This window comes from Streptomyces sp. SM18 (assembly GCF_002910775.2).
In the GTDB taxonomy this organism is placed as follows: Bacteria; Actinomycetota; Actinomycetes; order Streptomycetales; family Streptomycetaceae; genus Streptomyces; species Streptomyces halstedii.
In genome coordinates this window covers 2,877,862-2,893,936 of record NZ_CP029342.1, presented here as the reverse complement: position 1 = coordinate 2,893,936, position 16,075 = coordinate 2,877,862, and the positions used below count along the sequence as shown (strand labels likewise).

Genomic DNA, 16,075 nt, shown 5'->3' with positions numbered 1-16,075 from the left:
GGCTCCTTTGCACCGCCGCCGTCGTACCGCGCTCGCCGTCACCGCCGTATCGCTCGTCGCGGCGCCGCTCCTGACCGCGTGCGGTGGGGAGGCGCATCCAGGGGCCGCGGCCGTGGTCGGCGGTGAGCGGATCGAGGTCTCGACCGTCCAGGCGCAGACGGCGGACGTGCGGAGCGCCCAGCGGGACTCCGAGCACTCCGAGGAGCTGGTGAAGAAGTCCGGGCAGCTCACCCGGGCCAAGCTGCACGGCCTGATCTTCGGGCAGGTCCTGGACCGGGCCGCGAAGGACGCCGGGGTGAGCGTCAGCCGCAAGGAGATCCAGCAGGTCCGTACGGCCGCCACCGCGCAGTCCGGCGGTGACGAGGGGCTGCGGACCGTGATGCTGGAGCAGCGCTGGGTCGCCCCCGGCCAGATCGAGGAGGACCTGCGCAAGGAGGTCCAGCTGCCCAAGCTGGCCCAGGCGCTCGGCGCGGACCTCCAGAGCCCCGAGGGCCAGCAGGTCGTCGGGGACGCGCTCACCAAGGCGTCGAAGGCCCTGCACATCGACGTCAACCCGCGCTACGGCACCTGGGACGACGCGAAGGTGCAGCTCAGCACCTACCAGGCGCCGTGGATCAGCCAGGTCACCGCGGTGCGGCCCGAGGAGGCCGAGGCGGGCGCCTGAGCCCGGTCCGGGACGCGCGGCGGCGACGGGGCCGGTCGCGGTAGGTTCGGTGGGTGAACGCTGAAGATCCCGGCCGCGTCGTCCTGCTCACCGCCAGCCACCGGGTCGCGCCCGGCCTGCTGTCCTGGCCCGCCTGGCAGACGCTGCACGCCGCCGACCGGGTGCTGTGCGCCGAGCGGGACCATCCGCAGCTGCCGTACCTGCGGGAGGCGGGCGTCGCGGTCGAGCACACCGCGCCGACGGCCGAGGAGCTGGTGGACGACTGCGCGGGCGGCCGGACGGTCGTGGTGCTGGTCGGCGGCGAGGGCAACAGGCCGCTCACCGACGGACTGTCCCGGCTCGGCGGGTCCGGCCGGGTGCGGATGCCCGATCTGGAGCTGCTGCCCGGTTCGTACGACCTGCCGGGCGCCCGGTTCCTGGACCTGGTCCAGGTCATGGACCGGGTCCGCACGGAATGCCCGTGGACCTCGGGCAAGACACACCGGGGTCTCGCGAAGTACGCCATCGAGGAGGCGTACGAGCTGGTCGAGGCCATCGAGGCCGGGGACCGCGAGGAACTGCGGGAAGAGCTCGGGGACGTCCTGCTCCAGGTGGTCTTCCACGCCCGGATCGCCGAGGAGGACCCGGACGAGCCCTTCGCCGTGGACGACGTCGCGGCCACCATCGTGGACAAGCTGATCCGCCGCCACCCCCACGTCTTCGGCGACGAGACCGCCGCGACCCCGGAGGACGTCCACGCGCACTGGCTGCGCACCAAGGCCGTCGAGAAGCGGCGTGATTCGGCCACCGACGGGGTGCCACTGGGACAGCCGGCGCTGGCCCTGGCGGCGAAGCTCGGCGGCCGGGCCCGGCAGGCCGGGGTGGACGTACCGCTCCCGGCCGGTGACTCCCTCGGCCACCGGCTGCTCGCCCTGGCCGTACGGGCGGAGGCGGACGGCACCGACCCGGAGGCCGCGCTGCGCGCCGCCGCCCGCGCCTACCGGAACGCGATCCGGGCGGCGGAGGGCCTCGACACCGCTCCGGATACCGTCGAGGGGTGAACGACAGCCCCGCCCACCCCTCAGCCGGGGGCGACTGCCCCGCCCGTGCCGCAGCCGACGCCGGCCCCGCCCCGGACGGAACCGGAGGGAGCACTTCCGGCCACCGCGCCGCTGAGACGGACCCCGGAGCCGCCCCCGCGCTCTTCACCTGGGAGTTCGCCACCGATCCGTACCCCGCGTACGCCTGGCTCCGTGCGCACAGCCCCGTGCACCGCACCACGCTGCCCAGCGGGGTCGAGGCCTGGCTGGTGACCCGGTACGAGGACGCCCGGCAGGCGCTCGCCGACGCCAGGCTCTCCAAGGACCCGGCGCACCACGCCGGTCCGTCCGACGCCAAGGGGAAGACGGGCATCCCGGGGGAGCGCAAGGCGGAGCTGACGACCCATCTGCTGAACATCGACCCGCCCGACCACACCCGGCTGCGCCGGCTCGTGTCGAAGGCGTTCACCCCGCGCCGGGTCGCCGCGTTCGCGCCCCGCGTGCAGGAGTTGACGGACCGTCTCATCGACGGCTTCGCCGACCGGGGGGAGGCCGACCTCATCCACGACTTCGCGTTCCCGCTCCCCATCTACGCCATCTGCGACCTGCTCGGGGTGCCGGAGGAGGACCAGGACGACTTCCGGGACTGGGCCGGGATGATGATCCGGCACGGCGGCGGCCCGCACGGCGGGGTGGCCCGGTCGGTGAAGAAGATGCGCGGCTACCTCGCCGAACTCATCCACCGCAAACGGGAGAACCCGGGCGACGACCTGATCTCCGACCTGATCCGGGCGAGCGACCACGGCGAGCACCTCACCGAGAACGAGGCCGCCGCGATGGCCTTCATCCTCCTGTTCGCCGGATTCGAGACCACCGTCAACCTCATCGGCAACGGCGTGTACGCCCTGCTGTGCCACCCGGAGCAGCGCGAGAGGCTCCAGCGTTCCCTCGCGGCCGGTGAGAGCGGACTGCTGGCCACCGGGATCGAGGAGTTGCTGCGCTACGACGGTCCGGTGGAGCTCGCGACCTGGCGCTACGCGACCGTGCCCCTGACGCTGGGCGGGGAGGAGATCGGCGCCGGGGACCCCGTCCTGGTGGTCCTCGCGGCAGCCGACCGCGACCCGGAACGGTTCCCGGACCCGGACCGTCTGGACCTTGCGCGGAGTGACAATCAGCACCTCGGGTACGGGCACGGCATCCACTACTGCCTGGGCGCGCCGCTGGCCCGGCTGGAGGGGCAGACCGCCTTGGCTACACTGCTGGGGCGCCTTCCTGACCTGCGCCTGGCCGTGGAACCGGGTGAATTGCGCCGGCGCGGCGGGCTCATCATGCGGGGACTGCGGACCCTTCCCGTGGAGTTCGGTCCCGGACGGGCGCCCGCCGAAGGTGACACTCCGTCAACTCTGTGACTTTCGCGTGATCTCCGCTGCATCGACTTGTGACACACGTTCGAGTCCCGCTAGGTTCACCGTTCGACCCACTCGACATCTGTCAGTCACACGGAAGGCAATGCCCATGGGCTCCGCGAACGGCAGACACCGCCGGCCTCGTCAGGCACCCGCCATCGTCGTCACCGCCGGTGTGACGGGATCGGCCATCGCCATCCCGCTGCTCGGCGCGACGGGTGCGCACGCCGCAGACGCCTCGACCTGGGACCGGGTCGCCGAGTGCGAGAGCGGGGGCATGTGGAGCGCCGACCTCGGCAACGGCTCCTACGGTGGCCTCCAGTTCTCGCAGGACACCTGGAAGGCCTACGGCGGTACGGCGTACGCGGACCGTGCCGACCTCGCCAGCCGGTCGCAGCAGATCGCCGTCGCCGAGAAGGTGCTGGACGCCAAGGGCCCCCAGGCCTGGCCCAGCTGCGCGGTGATATCCGGGCTCGCGGTGGACGGGGTGCTGCCGGGCGTCGACCCGGGCGGCGACCCGGCGGCCGACGAGACGGCCACGCCCTCGCCGGAGGCCACCGAGGGCGCGTCCGACGAGGCGTCGGACGACGCCGCGGGCAAGACGACGAAGAAGCCGGCCGACGACGCCACGGGCTCCCCGGACGCCGGTTCCCCGAGCGCCGGTGCGGACACCCCGGGCCGGAGCGGCGCGACCCCGGGCACGGACGGGACGTCCTCCTCGCCCTCCGCCACCCCCTCGTCGGAGACCTCGCGGACGCCCGGCGCCTCGCAGGGCGCCGAGGGCGGGAAGCACCGGGGAGCCCCCGCGCCCGAGGAGAGCGCGGGCACGACCGGGCCGGACGGGCGCGAGTCCGGCAGGCACGCCTCCCGGGGCGACTCCACCGTGCGCGAGGGCGCCCCGGCGGACGCGGACGGCACGTACACCGTCCAGGAGGGCGACAACCTCTGGTCGATCGCCGAGGAGCGGGAGTTGCCCGGCGGCTGGCCCGCGCTCTACGAGGCCAACAAGGCCGAGGTGGGCGCCGACCCGGACCTGATCCTCCCCGGCCTGAACCTCGACCTGACGCAGCCGTCCGGCACGGCGGCGGGCGCCGCGTCGTCCGGGGCGGCGGCCGTCACCGGCGAGTGATCAAAAGCGGGAAAACACCCCGAAATCAAGGGTAGTTCAGAGGCCTATGTCCACTTATGCGTAAGTGAGACATGGGTCTCTTTGCTGTGACCGGCGGGTCCCGGCCCTCCGGTTCGCCCGCATCGGCTCCGACCTGCGGAAACGATCCACCCCGCCGCACCGGTAAGCGCTGATTGTTCGTTATGTCCATCTTTGAATGTCGGGGTTGGGTGTGTTTACGGTCTAAGCCGCTCGCACCGCGGGCCCCTTCGACCGTCACGCCGAATCCTGCCGTCGGCCGAAGGGCACAGACGCGTAAAGCGCCGTAGGCAGGAGCGGGGGACCCAGGTAAGTGCCGGACCAGGCCGTCCATGGACGGGCGGGGCCGGCTCGGGGTGAAGCCGCTCGCGAGTGCGAGTGGCCGGGCGACTCACAGCCCGAACCCGACAGCTCACCTCGTAGGCGTCGGTGAGGAGAACCATGCTGCTTTCGAGCAAGGGCAAGCACCGCCGTCCCTCCAAGGCCGTCCGGGTCGCCACCCTGGCCGGTGTCGCCGGTGCCGCCGTCGTCGTCCCGCTGATGGGCGCGTCCAACGCCTCCGCCGCGTCCGTCGCCACCTGGGACGCCGTCGCGCAGTGCGAGTCCGGTGGCAACTGGTCCATCAACACCGGCAACGGCTACTACGGTGGCCTCCAGTTCTCGCAGTCCAGCTGGGCGGCCGCCGGCGGCACGCAGTACGCGGCCCGCGCCGACCTGGCCACCAAGGAACAGCAGATAGCCACCGCCGAGAAGCTGCTCGCGCTCCAGGGGCCGGGTGCCTGGGCCTGCGCCGGTGCCGGCGGCCTGAGCAACGACGGTGTGGACCCGGGCGTGGACACCGGCTCCGCCTCCGCCTCCACCACCGGCAAGAACGGCGACTCCGCCCCGGCGGCCCAGCCGGAGCGCAAGGCCGAGCAGCCCACCACCCGCAGCGAGAAGCGCACGGCCCCCACCGGGACCGTCACCACCCCGACCGGCCAGAAGGTCGAGAAGGGCGACGGCGAGTACAAGGTCGAGGCCGGCGACACCCTCAGCAAGATCGCCGAGGCCGAGCACGTCAAGGGCGGCTGGCAGAAGCTGTTCGAGCTGAACGACGACATCGTCAAGGACGCCGACCTGATCTTCCCGGGTCAGCAGCTCCACCTGAAGTAGTCCTGGGACCCTCCTCCCCCCAAGGGCGTGTTTCGAAAGTCCCGCCTGGCCCGCGACGCCCGGCACGCACGCTCGCCGCATTGTCGGAGTCGCCCCAGTACGTCCAGTACGAGGGTGATCCTCCGCCTTGCGATCGCACGCACCGGACGCCGCGGGCCCCGCCCTCCGGGCGGACGGCGCTACTTTCGAAACACGCCCCCGGCCCGGCGCGCCGCCCCCGTGCGCGCCGGGCCGGGGGCGTGTCCGGCGGCCGGTCCGGGGGCGCCTCCCGAGGCGCGCCAGGGGTGCGCGTGTTCAACACTTGTGGTTACCAGTCAGTAAAATTCTGAAGCTTTGCCCGTAATGCGGGCCCTTGGGTCCTTTTTCGTCCCAGGGGACGGGCGGCGGGCCGACGCAGCGGGCCAGGCCGGTTAGGCTCGTGTCGCAAGGCCACAGTGACCCTGCCCAACCAGTGTCAGATCCCAGAAGGAGATGCCTCGTGCCGTCCATCGACGTCGTCGTAGCCAGGGAAATCCTCGACTCCCGGGGTAACCCCACGGTCGAGGTCGAGGTTGGTCTCGACGACGGCAGCACGGGACGTGCTGCTGTTCCGTCCGGCGCCTCCACCGGTGCGTTCGAGGCCATCGAGCTTCGTGACGGCGACCCCAACCGCTACCAGGGCAAGGGCGTCGAGAAGGCCGTCCTCGCCGTGATCGAGCAGATCGGCCCGGAGCTCGTCGGGTACGACGCCACCGAGCAGCGCCTCATCGACCAGGCGATGTTCGACCTGGACGCCACCGAGAACAAGGGCTCGCTCGGCGCCAACGCCATCCTCGGCGTCTCGCTGGCCGTGGCGCACGCCGCGTCCGAGGCCTCCGACCTCCCGCTCTTCCGCTACCTCGGCGGCCCGAACGCGCACCTGCTGCCCGTTCCGATGATGAACATCCTCAACGGCGGCTCGCACGCCGACTCCAACGTGGACATCCAGGAGTTCATGATCGCGCCGATCGGCGCCGAGTCGTTCTCCGAGGCCCTGCGCTGGGGTGCGGAGATCTACCACACGCTGAAGAAGGTCCTCAAGACCAAGGGCCTGTCCACCGGCCTCGGTGACGAGGGCGGCTTCGCCCCGAACCTGGAGTCCAACCGCGCCGCCCTCGACCTCATCCTCGAGGCCGTCAAGGAGGCGGGCTACGTCCCGGGCCGTGACGTGGCGCTCGCGCTCGACGTCGCCGCGTCCGAGTTCTACAAGGACGGCGTCTACGAGTTCGAGGGCAAGTCCCGCTCGGCCGCCGAGATGACCGAGTACTACGAGGAGCTGGTCTCCGCGTACCCGCTGGTCTCCATCGAGGACCCGCTGTACGAGGACGACTGGGCGGGCTGGAAGGTCATCACCGACCGGCTCGGCGCCAAGGTGCAGATCGTCGGTGACGACCTGTTCGTCACCAACCCCGAGCGCCTCTCGCGCGGCATCGAGGAGGGCTCCGCCAACGCCCTGCTCGTCAAGGTCAACCAGATCGGTTCGCTGACCGAGACCCTGGACGCCGTCGAGCTGGCCCAGCGCAACGGCTTCAAGTGCATGATGTCGCACCGCTCCGGTGAGACCGAGGACGTCACCATCGCGGACCTCGCCGTCGCCGTGAACTGCGGTCAGATCAAGACCGGCGCCCCGGCCCGCTCGGACCGCGTCGCCAAGTACAACCAGCTGCTGCGCATCGAGGAGATCCTCGACGACGCCGCGGTCTACGCGGGCCGTTCGGCGTTCCCGCGCTTCCGCCACGAGGGCTGACAGCCGGCCCGGAGCCGCAGCCTCCGTCCGTCCCCGCACTCGGTCCCGTACCGTGTGCGGGGACGGACGTGCGTAACGGGGAGGCGTGAGAGATGGCCGTGAAGGACCGCGACCGGTTCTCCACCACGACCAGGCTGCGCCTGCTCGGCGAGCAGACCGCGGCCCGCGTCTACCGCTCCCAGAACCGCCGCCAGGCACGCCGCTCCCGGCTCACCGGCCGGGCCGCGTTCCTGGCGCTGGTCGTCTGCTCGCTGGTGGTCGTCCTCGCGTACCCGATGCGGCAGTACATCTCCCAGGGCGACCAGATCGCCGAGCAGCAGCGGCTCGCGCGGGACGCGCGGGCGCGTACCGAGGAGCTGCGGGACGAGAAGGCGCGCCTCAAGGACGACGCCTACATCCGCCGTCTCGCGCGTGAGCACCTGCACTACGTGATGCCCGGGGAGACGAGTTACACGGTGATCGACCCGGACGCGGCCGACGCCCGCCGAGGCGGACCGGGCGCGGGCGGCAAGCCCTGGCACTCCAACCTCTGGGACGGCATCGACAGCGCGGACCGCGACTGACCCCGTCCCCGTACGCACACCGACACATGACGACCGAACGATGACATTCAAGGCAGGCATGGACACGCCCCCTCCGCAGACCGAACCCACCGCGCCCACCGCTGCGGACGTCGCCGCGTTCGAGCAGCAGCTCGGCCGGCCGCCGCGCGGTCTGCGCGCGATCGCGCACCGCTGCCCGTGCGGCAACCCGGACGTGGTCGAGACGCAGCCCCGTCTGGAGGACGGCACGCCGTTCCCGACGACGTACTACCTGACGTGTCCGCGTGCCGCCTCCGCGATCGGCACGCTGGAGGCGAACGGCGTCATGAAGGAGATGACCGAGCGCCTGGCCACCGACCCGGAGTTGGCGGCCGCCTACCGCGCGGCGCACGAGGACTACCTCGCGCGCCGGGACGCCATCGAGGTGCTGGAGGGCTTCCCGAGCGCGGGCGGTATGCCGGACCGCGTCAAGTGCCTGCACGTCCTGGTCGGCCACTCGCTGGCGGCCGGTCCCGGGGTCAACCCGCTGGGCGACGAGGCGATCGCGATGCTGCCCGAGTGGTGGGCCAAGGGCCCCTGCGTCACCCCGTGCGGCGAGAGGGAACCGTCCTGACCGGACCGGTGCGGCCGGGACGCCTCCCCGGCCGCACCGCCCCGCTCGCGGGTTCCTCCCCGAGCGTCCCGGCGTCGTCCGTACCACCACAGGAGCCAGCCCCATGACCCGCGTTGCCGCCATCGACTGCGGTACCAACTCCATCCGCCTGCTCGTCGCCGACGTCGATCCGGCCACCGGGCACCTCACCGACCTGGACCGCCGGATGGAGATCGTCCGGCTCGGCCAGGGCGTCGACCGCACCGGGCGGCTCGCCCCGGAGGCGCTGGAGCGCACCCTCGCCGTCTGCCGTGAGTACGCCGCCGTGATCGAGGAGCTGGGCGCCGGGAAGGTGCGGTTCGTCGCCACCTCCGCCACCCGCGACGCGGAGAACAGCGACACGTTCGTCCAGGGGGTCCGCGACATCCTCGGCGTCGTGCCCGAGGTCGTCAGCGGTGACCAGGAGGCCCAGCTCTCCTTCGACGGCGCCACCAAGGAGCTGGCGGGCAGCGACCGCCTGGAACGGCCCTTCCTCGTCGTGGACATCGGCGGCGGCTCCACCGAGTTCGTCCTCGGCGACGACACGGTCCGCGCGGCCCGGTCCGTGGACATGGGCTGCGTCCGTATGACGGAACGTCACCTCGTGGTGGACGGGGCCGTGTCCGATCCGCCCGCGCCCGACCGGATCGACGCGGTCCGCGCGGACATCGCCGCGGCCCTGGACCTGGCCGGGGAGACGGTGCCCCTCGCGGACGCGGCGACGCTCGTGGGCCTCGCCGGGACGGTCACCACGGTCGCCGCCATCGCGCTCGGCCTCCAGGAATACGACAGCGAGGCGATCCACCACTCCCGGGTGTCCCTGGAGCGGGTACGGGAGATCACCACGCGGCTGTGCGCCTCGACGCACGAGGAGCGGGCGGCGATCCCCGCGATGCACCCCGGCCGGGTCGATGTGATCGCCTCGGGTGCGCTGGTCCTGCTCGCGGTGATGGAACGCACGGGCGCCCGCGAGGTCGTCGTCAGCGAGCACGACATCCTCGACGGAATCGCCTGGTCCCTGGCCTGACCGGCGCGTGGACAGAGGGTGCGGAGGCTCCGGGCCGCCCGCCCCTCAGATGCTGCGGTAGACGTCGCGCCGGTCGCCGACCTTGACGACGAGCACGATGAGCTCGCCGTCTTCGACCTGGTAGGCGACCCGGTAGCTGCCGACCCGGAGCCGGTAGAGGCCCGAAGGGCCGGTGAGCTTCTTGATGTCGGCGTCCTCGCGGTACGGATCGTCCCCGAGAGCGGTCAGCGCCGCCAGGATGCGCATGGCGGCAGGCCGGTCGATGGCTCGAAGCTGCCGCTGTGCCGCCGCGGTGAACCGGAACGCGTACTTCATGCCGCGCTGTCGGGGCGCTCGGTGAACAGGTCCGCCAGCAGCTCGGCCATGGTCACCGTCGGGCCTCCCTGGGCCAGGACCGCCTCGGCCTCCCGGGCCAGCAGTACGTCGGCCGCGTCCTCCAGCGCGTCGAAATCCGCGATCGGCACCACGGCCGCGACGGGTTGGCCGTTGCGGGTGATCACCGTGGGAGTGCCCTCCTCGGCGCGGTTGATGTGGTCCGCCAGGTGTGCGCGGGCTTCTCGTACGGTCACCGTGTTCTCGGCCATGAGGGAAGTGTACGCGTGTTTGTGTACACGCGTCGGGAGGTCCGGTTCTGGAGGCGGTACCCGACGGGAGCGCCTGGTCCCTGGCCTGGCCGGCGCGTGTGCCGGGGCGGGGTGCGGGGGTGTGCTCATGCGCACTCCCGCCTGCACCTTTGAGCCCGCCGGGCCCCCTGTGGGGCCCTTCGGGGAGGGCTTGCGCGAGGCGCCGCGGGCAAGTTCGTGAACTTCTTCACAAGAGAATCGGCCCCTCTGGGCGAAGTTCTGCCCCCGGGCGCCCGCCCGGGTCCCCGCGAAGGGTGTACGCCGGTGCGGCGGGAAGGTTTCGAGGGTGTGGCGCGGGTGTGTCCCGGAGGGCCGGTTCACCCGTCCCGGAGGATCAAGGGCCAGCTCACAGCGGTGAACAACGTGCGCGGCGGCGTCCGGGTTCCCCAAAGGGATCATGACATGGGTCACGGGGGCGGCGAAGTGTAGCAGAGGGGGGCCACTACCTTGTGAAGGGGCTCACGAGCACTGCCCTCCAGGGGGGTGGATACTCGATGGCATGAGCACCACGGAGCGTCCCAGGATCCTCGTTGTAGGCGGTGGGTACGTAGGCCTGTACGCAGCTCGTCGCATTCTGAAGAAGATGCGGTACGGGGAAGCGACCGTCACGGTCGTCGACCCGCGCTCGTACATGACGTACCAGCCCTTCCTCCCCGAAGCTGCTGCCGGCAGCATCTCGCCCAGGCATGTCGTCGTCCCGCTGCGACGCGTCCTGCCGAAGGCCGAGGTCCTCACCGGCCGTGTCACGACCATCGACCAGGACCGCAAGGTCGCCACCGTCGCGCCGCTCGTCGGCGAGGCGTACGAGCTGCCCTTCGACTACCTGGTCATCGCGATGGGCGCGGTCTCCCGCACCTTCCCGATCCCCGGCCTCGCCGAGCAGGGCATCGGTATGAAGGGCATCGAGGAGTCCATCGGGCTGCGCAACCACGTCCTGGAGCAGCTGGACAAGGCCGACTCCACGACCGACGAGGAGGTCCGCCGCAAGGCGCTGACCTTCGTCTTCGTGGGCGGCGGGTTCGCGGGTGCCGAGACCATCGGTGAGGTCGAGGACATGGCCCGCGACGCGGCCGTGTACTACTCCAGCGTGAAGCGCGAGGACATGCGCTTCATCCTGGTCGACGCCGCCGACAAGATCCTCCCCGAGGTCGGCCCGAAGCTGGGCGCCTACGGCAAGGAGCACCTGGAGAGCCGTGGGGTGGAGGTCTACCTCTCCACCTCGATGGACTCCTGTGTGGACGGCCACGTGGTGCTCAAGAACGGCCTGGAGGTCGACTCCGACACCATCGTCTGGACGGCCGGCGTGAAGCCGAACCCGGCGCTGGCCCGCTTCGGTCTGCCGCTCGGCCCCCGCGGTCACGTGGACACCTCCGAGAAGCTCCAGGTGCAGGGCACCGACTACATCTGGGCCGCGGGCGACAATGCCCAGGTTCCGGACATGGTCGGCCGCCGCGCGGGCAACCCGAACGCCTGGTGCCCGCCGAACGCCCAGCACGCGCTGCGCCAGGCCAAGGTCCTCGGTGACAACGTCATCTCCGGCATGCGGGGCTTCCCGCAGAAGGAGTACAGCCACGCCAACAAGGGTGCGGTCGCCGGTCTCGGCCTGCACAAGGGCGTCGCGATGATCGTCGTCGGCAAGATGAAGATCAAGGTCAAGGGCCGCCTCGCCTGGTACATGCACCGTGGCTACCACGGCATGGCGATGCCGACCTGGAACCGCAAGATCCGGATCTTCGCCGACTGGACGCTGGCGATGTTCCTCAAGCGCGAGGTCGTCTCGCTCGGTGCCATGGAGACGCCCCGCGAGGAGTTCTACGAGGCGGCCAAGCCGAGCCCCGCGCCGGCCGCCGCCAAGCCCGAGGGTGAGAAGGCCAAGGCCTCCTGACCCGGGCGTCCCGGCCGGGCCCCCGCCCGGTCCGGCCGCCACCCGCAGGTCCCGTACGCGTCGAAGGGGCCGTCCGCCATCCGTGGTGCGGACGGCCCCTTCGGCGTGCTCCGGCACCGAACTAGGTGGTGCGTGCAGGTATTTTGCCGTTCCGTTGCGTGCGTGCGGGATGGCTCAGGGGCAGGATGACGTTGACATCAAGGCAGCTCGTCGCGGCACCGAGGTGTCGCGGCGATGTTTGAGCATGTTTATGCGAATTTAGGCATGTTGGGAAACACCACCATGGAGGTGTGCGCCATGGCAGACGCCGCGTCGCGGCTGACCGCTCTCGCCGAAGAGTTGCTGGGAGAACCCCTGTCGGTCCGGATCCGGGCCTGGGACGGCAGCGAGTCAGGGCCCCCGGGCGCCCCCGTGCTCGTCCTGCGCCACCGCCGCGCCCTGCGCAGGCTGCTCTGGAAGCCGGGCGAACTGGGCCTGGCCCGCGCCTGGGTGGCCGGTGAGATCGACGTCGAGGGCGACCTGTACGCACTCCTGGACGCGCTGGCCTCGCTGCTCTGGGAGCGCGGTGACGACGCCGAGGGCGCCCGGCACCCGGTCCGCGACCCCAGGGTACGGGCGTTCGCCCGCGGCCTGCTCCGGATGGCCGGCCCGCTGCCGCCGCCGCCCCCGCCCGCCGAGGAGGTACGCCGCCGCGCCGGCGCCCTGCACACCAGGCGCCGGGACAAGGAGGCCATCAGCCACCACTACGACGTGGGCAACGACTTCTACGCGATGGTCCTCGGCCCCTCCATGGTCTACTCCTGCGCCTACTGGCAGGAGGGCTCCACCCTGGAGGAGGCCCAGCGCGACAAGCTCGACCTCGTCTGCCGCAAGCTCGCCCTCAAGGAGGGCGACCGCCTGCTGGACGTCGGCTGCGGCTGGGGCTCCATGGCCGTCCACGCCGCCCGTGAGTACGGCGCCCGCGTCACCGGCGTCACCCTCTCCACCGAGCAGGCCGCCTTCGCCCGCAAGCGCATCGCCGAGGAGGGCCTGACCGACCGGATCGAGATCCGGGTCCAGGACTACCGGGACGTCCGCGACGGGCCGTACGACGCGATCTCGTCCATCGGGATGGCCGAGCACGTCGGCAGCGTGCGCTTCCGTGAGTACGCGGACGACCTCTACGCCCTCCTGAAGCCCGGCGGCCGGCTGCTCAACCACCAGATCGCCCGCCGCCCCGAGAAGGACGAGTCGGCCTACCGGATCGACGAGTTCATCGACGCCTACGTCTTCCCCGACGGCGAACTCGCCCCGGTGGGACGCACGGTGTCCACCCTGGAGCAGGCCGGCTTCGAGACCCGGGACGTCGAGGCGATCCGCGAGCACTACGCCCTGACGCTCCGGCAGTGGGTGACCAACCTGGAACGGCACTGGAAGGAGGCGGTCCGGGCCACCTCGCCCGGCCGCGCCCGGGTCTGGCGGCTGTACATGGCCGCCTCCGCGCTCTCCTTCGAGCACAACAAGATCGGCGTCAACCAGATCCTCGCGGTCCGCCCCGGCGAGGGCGGCCGGGCCGGTATGCCGCTGCGCTCCCGCGACTGGACGGCGTCGGCGCCCGGCTGACCCGGGAACGCGTCAGGGCCGGTACCCACGGGTACCGGCCCTGACGCGTCGTCATGCCTACTCGGTCTTGATGGCCGTCAGCATGTTCAGCTTCGCGCCGCTGCGGGCCGGCCACAGTGAGGCCAGCACCCCCACCAGGCCCGCGAGCACCAGGAAGACGGCGAGCCGGTCCCACGGGACGACCAGGGCGTACCCCGCCACGTCGTCGGAGAGGGACTCCCCGATCGCCCAGCCCAGGAACGTACCGAGGGCGACACCGACCACCGCTCCGAAGAGCGAGATGACCACGGCCTCCAGCCGGATCATGCGCTTGACCCGGCGCCGGTCCAGGCCGATCGCCCGGAGCATGCCGATCTCCTGCTGACGCTCGAACACCGACATCGCCAGGGTGTTCACGACGCCGAGGACCGCGATGAGCAGGGCCATCGCCAGCAGGGCGTACATGATGTTCAGCGCCGTGTTCACGAAGCCGCCGAACATGTCCCGGATGCCCTGGCGGTCCACGATGCTCATCGCCGGGTTGTCGCCGAGCGCGTCGACCAGGGCCTGCTCGTTGGCCTTCGTCTGGCCGCCGTCCATGGTCAGCCAGACGTCCTGGATGCCGGGGACGCTCTCGTGCGGGTCGGAGACGGCCTTGGAGATCAGGACCGAGGACAGCAGCTCGTTGCCCTCGTAGACCGCGCCGACCTTCAGGGTCTGCGTCTTCTCGTCCCCGAACTCGACCTTGACACTGTCCCCGGCCTTCCAGCCACGCGACGTCGCGGTCTTCCGGTCGACGGCGAGCTGGCCCTTGCCCAGGGAGTCCAGTGAGCCGGAGACCGCCTTCAGCGTGAAGACCTTCTCCACGTCACCCGGGGTGACCGCGGAGGTCGAGACACCCTCGCCGTCCACCGTCAGCCAGGTGGACTGCTGGGGGGAGACGGCGGTGACGCCGTCCGCCTTCTCCAGGGCCGTCAGCGCCGACTCGTCGAGCAGGCGCCCGCTGGCCATCGAGACCATGTAGTCGGCCTTGATGTTGTCCGTGGTCATCTTGTCGATGGCCTGGCCGAGCGAGATGCCCAGGACCGAGATGCCCGTGACCAGGGTGAGCCCGATCGCCAGGGCGGAGGCGGTGGCCCCGGTGCGCCGCGGGTTGCGGACCGCGTTCTGCGCGGCCAGCTTGCCGGACACGCCGAACAGCCTGTGCAGCAGCGGGCGTACCAGGGAGATCACCGGCCGCGAGAGCAGTGGGATCAGCACGATGACACCGATCAGCGCCAGGAACGCGCCGGCCCCGATGAGCCACCTGCCGTTCTCCGTGCCCTGTACGGCACCTCCGACGATCGCCGCGGCGCCGAACAGGGTGAGCGCGCCGCCGATCGAGTTCCGTACGACCAGCGACTTGGTGGTGGCCACCGCGTGGACGCTGCTCATCGCCGCCACCGGCGCGATCTTCGCGGCACGGCGGGCCGGCAGCCACGCGGCGAGCACGGTGATCAGCACGCCGACGGCGAACGCGGAGATGACCGCGGTGGGGGAGACGACCAGCGGTCCGGCCGGGATCTTCCCGCCGAACGCGCCCATCGCGGAGCGCAGTCCGACGGCGAGGCCCACGCCGATGACGAAGCCGACCACCGAGGCGATCAGGCCGACCACACCGGCCTCCATCAGGACGGCCCACTTGACCTGCCGGCGGGAGGCGCCGACGGCACGCATGAGGGCGAGTTCCCGGGTGCGCTGGGCGACCAGCATGGTGAAGGTGTTGGCGATCAGGAAGACGCCGACGAAGAGCGCGATGCCGGCGAAGACCAGCAGGATCGTGTTGAGGCCCTTGAGCCCGGCCTCGGTCTGCTTGGCCTCCTCGTCCGCGAGCGCCGCGCCCGTCTGGGCCTCGGCGTTCTCGGGCAGCAGGGGCTTCACGGCGTCCAGCAGCTGCTGGTCGGAGGCGCCGGCCTCGGCGGTGACGGTGACGTCCCTGTACTGGCCGGGGCGCAGGAAGAGCTGCTGGGCGGTCCCGGTGTCGAAGAGGACCAGGCTGCCGCCCGCGTTGACCGCGCCGTCCTCGGTGGTGAAGACGCCGGAGAGGGTGTACTCCTTCACCGGCCCGGTGGTGGCGACCCGCACCGGGTCCCCGACGCGGTACTTGCCCCGGTTGGCGGTCTCCTGGTCGAGGGCGACCTGTCCGTCCTCGGCCGGGCCGCGGCCGTCGGTGAAGGCGTACTGGCGGTCCTTGCCGTCGGCGCCGGGCGCGAAGTTGGCCCCGGTGTTGGACCAGCCGTTGCCGATGAGCTTGCCGTCGGGGTCGGCGACGCCGGCGAATCCGGAGACCCGGCCGGTGGCGTCCGCCACGCCGTCGAGGTCCCGGATCTTCTTCAGGGTGGCCTCGTCGACGGCGGAGGTCTCCTCGTCGCCCCGCTCGGCCCAGGTCGTGACGGCGACGGCGACCTGGTCGTAGCTCTTCTTGAACTGGTTGCGGAAGGCGTTGCCGAGGGTGTCGGTGAAGACCAGGGTGCCGGAGACGAAGGCGACGCCGAGCATCACGGCGAGCACGGTCATCAGGAGCCTGGCCTTGTGCGCGAGGACGTTGCGCACAGCGGTACGGAGCATGTCGTCAATTCCTGGAGGGTGTGCGG

The 16,075-nt window shown here is 71.5% G+C and carries 14 protein-coding genes and 1 riboswitch; of the genes, 11 read left to right on the top strand and 3 right to left on the bottom strand.

Annotated features, from left to right (window positions below):
- Nucleotides 1-7: 7 nt before the first annotated feature.
- From B9S64_RS12735 to B9S64_RS12690, 9 genes are all read left to right on the top strand, one after another.
- The gene (locus B9S64_RS12735; RefSeq protein ID WP_103491823.1) at nt 8-664 is read left to right on the top strand and encodes a SurA N-terminal domain-containing protein; all 657 of its coding nucleotides are present in this window, start codon (nt 8-10) and stop codon (nt 662-664) included.
- Nucleotides 665-717: 53 nt separating this feature from the next.
- Nucleotides 718-1,704 (top strand): nucleoside triphosphate pyrophosphohydrolase, encoded by a 987-nt coding sequence (locus B9S64_RS12730; RefSeq protein WP_103491824.1) that lies wholly within the window; start codon nt 718-720, stop codon nt 1,702-1,704.
- Entirely contained in the window at nt 1,701-3,092 is a 1,392-nt protein-coding gene (locus tag B9S64_RS12725) for a cytochrome P450 (protein ID WP_258037904.1), read from the top strand. The genes B9S64_RS12730 and B9S64_RS12725 overlap by 4 nt, the downstream gene beginning before the upstream one ends.
- A 106-nt stretch (nt 3,093-3,198) precedes the next feature.
- Nucleotides 3,199-4,218: a transglycosylase family protein gene (locus B9S64_RS12720; protein WP_103491825.1), complete on the top strand. Its 1,020-nt coding sequence runs from the start codon at nt 3,199-3,201 to the stop codon at nt 4,216-4,218.
- Between the two features lie 290 nt (nt 4,219-4,508).
- Nucleotides 4,509-4,677: riboswitch (cyclic di-AMP (ydaO/yuaA leader) on the top strand.
- Nucleotides 4,678-5,388: a transglycosylase family protein gene (locus B9S64_RS12715; protein ID WP_093530810.1), complete on the top strand. Its 711-nt coding sequence runs from the start codon at nt 4,678-4,680 to the stop codon at nt 5,386-5,388.
- Nucleotides 5,389-5,866: 478 nt separating this feature from the next.
- Nucleotides 5,867-7,153, top strand: coding sequence for a phosphopyruvate hydratase (gene eno / locus B9S64_RS12705; RefSeq protein ID WP_028441300.1), 1,287 nt, complete (start codon nt 5,867-5,869; stop codon nt 7,151-7,153).
- Nucleotides 7,154-7,245: 92 nt separating this feature from the next.
- Nucleotides 7,246-7,716, top strand: a complete 471-nt coding sequence (locus B9S64_RS12700; RefSeq protein WP_103493462.1) for a septum formation initiator family protein — start codon at nt 7,246-7,248, stop codon at nt 7,714-7,716.
- 58 nt (nt 7,717-7,774) lie between these two features.
- Nucleotides 7,775-8,308, top strand: coding sequence for a DUF501 domain-containing protein (locus B9S64_RS12695; protein WP_028441298.1), 534 nt, complete (start codon nt 7,775-7,777; stop codon nt 8,306-8,308).
- 103 nt (nt 8,309-8,411) lie between these two features.
- The gene (locus tag B9S64_RS12690; protein WP_103493463.1) at nt 8,412-9,353 is read left to right on the top strand and encodes a Ppx/GppA phosphatase family protein; all 942 of its coding nucleotides are present in this window, start codon (nt 8,412-8,414) and stop codon (nt 9,351-9,353) included.
- A 45-nt stretch (nt 9,354-9,398) separates the two neighbouring features.
- Here B9S64_RS12690 and B9S64_RS12685 read toward each other — a convergent pair whose 3' ends face one another.
- Nucleotides 9,399-9,668, bottom strand: a complete 270-nt coding sequence (locus tag B9S64_RS12685; protein ID WP_103493464.1) for a type II toxin-antitoxin system RelE/ParE family toxin — start codon at nt 9,666-9,668, stop codon at nt 9,399-9,401.
- On the bottom strand, nt 9,665-9,937 hold the full coding sequence (locus tag B9S64_RS12680; RefSeq protein WP_103493465.1) for a type II toxin-antitoxin system Phd/YefM family antitoxin: 273 nt from the start codon (nt 9,935-9,937) through the stop codon (nt 9,665-9,667). Before B9S64_RS12680 ends, B9S64_RS12685 begins: the two co-directional genes overlap by 4 nt.
- A 538-nt stretch (nt 9,938-10,475) precedes the next feature.
- Between B9S64_RS12680 and B9S64_RS12675 the strand changes: the two genes are divergently transcribed.
- Nucleotides 10,476-11,861: an NAD(P)/FAD-dependent oxidoreductase gene (locus tag B9S64_RS12675; protein ID WP_103493466.1), complete on the top strand. Its 1,386-nt coding sequence runs from the start codon at nt 10,476-10,478 to the stop codon at nt 11,859-11,861.
- A 297-nt stretch (nt 11,862-12,158) separates the two neighbouring features.
- Nucleotides 12,159-13,463 (top strand): cyclopropane-fatty-acyl-phospholipid synthase family protein, encoded by a 1,305-nt coding sequence (locus B9S64_RS12670; protein WP_103493467.1) that lies wholly within the window; start codon nt 12,159-12,161, stop codon nt 13,461-13,463.
- A 57-nt stretch (nt 13,464-13,520) separates the two neighbouring features.
- Here B9S64_RS12670 and B9S64_RS12665 read toward each other — a convergent pair whose 3' ends face one another.
- Nucleotides 13,521-16,049 carry an ABC transporter permease gene (locus B9S64_RS12665; protein ID WP_103493468.1) on the bottom strand — a complete coding sequence of 843 codons (2,529 nt, stop codon included), beginning with the start codon at nt 16,047-16,049 and terminating at the stop codon, nt 13,521-13,523.
- Between the last annotated feature and the right edge of the window lie 26 nt (nt 16,050-16,075).